Consider the following 2,601-nt stretch of genomic DNA (forward strand, 5'->3'; position numbering starts at 1 on the left):
GGTAAATGAAGTGACCTGGAAAGGTCCGTCAGAGAAGGTAAAAACCCTGTAGTTGAAACTTCGTTCCCTCCTGAGTGGATCCTGAGTACGGCCGGACACGAGAAATCCGGTCGGAAGCAGGGAGGACCATCTCCCAAGGCTAAATACTCCCTAGTGACCGATAGTGAACCAGTACCGTGAGGGAAAGGTGAAAAGCACCCCGGAAGGGGAGTGAAATAGTTCCTGAAACCGTGTGCCTACAAGTAGTTAGAGCCCGTTAATGGGTGATAGCGTGCCTTTTGTAGAATGAACCGGCGAGTTACGATTACATGCAAGGTTAAGTTGAAGAGACGGAGCCGCAGCGAAAGCGAGTCTGAATAGGGCGATTTTAGTATGTGGTCGTAGACCCGAAACCAGGTGATCTACCCATGTCCAGGGTGAAGTCCAGGTAACACTGGATGGAGGCCCGAACCCACGCACGTTGAAAAGTGCGGGGATGAGGTGTGGGTAGCGGAGAAATTCCAATCGAACTTGGAGATAGCTGGTTCTCTCCGAAATAGCTTTAGGGCTAGCCTCACGTAGTAAGAGTCTTGGAGGTAGAGCACTGTTTGGACTAGGGGCCCTCATCGGGTTACCGAATTCAGACAAACTCCGAATGCCAAAGACTTATCCGTGGGAGTCAGACTGCGAGTGATAAGATCCGTAGTCAAAAGGGAAACAGCCCAGACCACCAGCTAAGGTCCCAAAGTATACGTTAAGTGGAAAAGGATGTGGAGTTGCTTAGACAACCAGGATGTTGGCTTAGAAGCAGCCACCATTTAAAGAGTGCGTAATAGCTCACTGGTCGAGTGACTCTGCGCCGAAAATGTACCGGGGCTAAACGTATCACCGAAGCTGTGGATTGACATCTTAGATGTCAGTGGTAGGAGAGCGTTCTAAGGGCGTTGAAGCTAGACCGTAAGGACTGGTGGAGCGCTTAGAAGTGAGAATGCCGGTATGAGTAGCGAAAGATGAGTGAGAATCTCATCCACCGAATGCCTAAGGTTTCCTGAGGAAGGCTCGTCCGCTCAGGGTTAGTCGGGACCTAAGCCGAGGCCGAAAGGCGTAGGCGATGGACAACAGGTTGATATTCCTGTACCACCTCTTTATCGTTTGAGTGATGGGGGGACGCAGGAGGATAGGGTAAGCGCGCTGTTGGATATGCGCGTCTAAGCAGTTAGAGCGAGAAGTAGGAAAATCCGCTTCTCATGACGCTTGAGCTGTGATAGCGAGGGAAATTTAGTACCGAAGTTCCTGATTCCACACTGCCAAGAAAAGCCTCTAGCGAGATAAAAGGTGCCCGTACCGCAAACCGACACAGGTAGGCGAGGAGAGAATCCTAAGGTGAGCGAGAGAACTCTCGTTAAGGAACTCGGCAAAATGACCCCGTAACTTCGGGAGAAGGGGTGCTCATTAGGGTGAATAGCCTTGATGAGCCGCAGTGAATAGGCCCAGGCGACTGTTTAGCAAAAACACAGGTCTCTGCGAAGCCGCAAGGCGAAGTATAGGGGCTGACGCCTGCCCGGTGCTGGAAGGTTAAGAGGAGGGGTTAGCCTTAAAAGCGAAGCTCTGAATCGAAGCCCCAGTAAACGGCGGCCGTAACTATAACGGTCCTAAGGTAGCGAAATTCCTTGTCGGGTAAGTTCCGACCCGCACGAAAGGCGTAACGATCTGGGCACTGTCTCAACGAGAGACTCGGTGAAATTATAGTACCTGTGAAGATGCAGGTTACCCGCGACAGGACGGAAAGACCCCGTGGAGCTTTACTGTAGCCTGATATTGAATTTTGGTACAGCTTGTACAGGATAGGTAGGAGCCTGAGAAACCGGAGCGCTAGCTTCGGTGGAGGCGTCGGTGGGATACTACCCTGGCTGTATTGAAATTCTAACCCGCACCCCTAATCGGGGTGGGAGACAGTGTCAGGTGGGCAGTTTGACTGGGGCGGTCGCCTCCTAAAGAGTAACGGAGGCGCCCAAAGGTTCCCTCAGAATGGTTGGAAATCATTCGTAGAGTGTAAAGGCACAAGGGAGCTTGACTGCGAGACCTACAAGTCGAGCAGGGACGAAAGTCGGGCTTAGTGATCCGGTGGTTCCGCATGGAAGGGCCATCGCTCAACGGATAAAAGCTACCCCGGGGATAACAGGCTTATCTCCCCCAAGAGTCCACATCGACGGGGAGGTTTGGCACCTCGATGTCGGCTCATCGCATCCTGGGGCTGTAGTCGGTCCCAAGGGTTGGGCTGTTCGCCCATTAAAGCGGTACGCGAGCTGGGTTCAGAACGTCGTGAGACAGTTCGGTCCCTATCCGTCGTGGGCGCAGGAAATTTGAGAGGAGCTGTCCTTAGTACGAGAGGACCGGGATGGACGCACCGCTGGTGTACCAGTTGTCTTGCCAAAGGCATCGCTGGGTAGCTATGTGCGGACGGGATAAGTGCTGAAAGCATCTAAGCATGAAGCCCCCCTCAAGATGAGATTTCCCATAGCGTCAAGCTAGTAAGAACCCTGAAAGATGATCAGGTTGATAGGTCAGAGGTGGAAGCGTGGCGACATGTGGAGCTGACTGATACTAATCGTTCGAGGACTT

1 rRNA gene is annotated in these 2,601 nt (G+C 52.5%); it reads left to right on the plus strand.

Features of this window, described 5'->3' with window-relative positions:
• Positions 1 to 2,601: ribosomal RNA gene (locus tag TY15_RS22830) — 23S ribosomal RNA — on the plus strand; the annotation flags it as partial.

The sequence above is a fragment of the Neobacillus jeddahensis genome (assembly GCF_000612625.1).
Lineage (GTDB): Bacteria > Bacillota > Bacilli > Bacillales > Cytobacillaceae > Neobacillus > Neobacillus jeddahensis.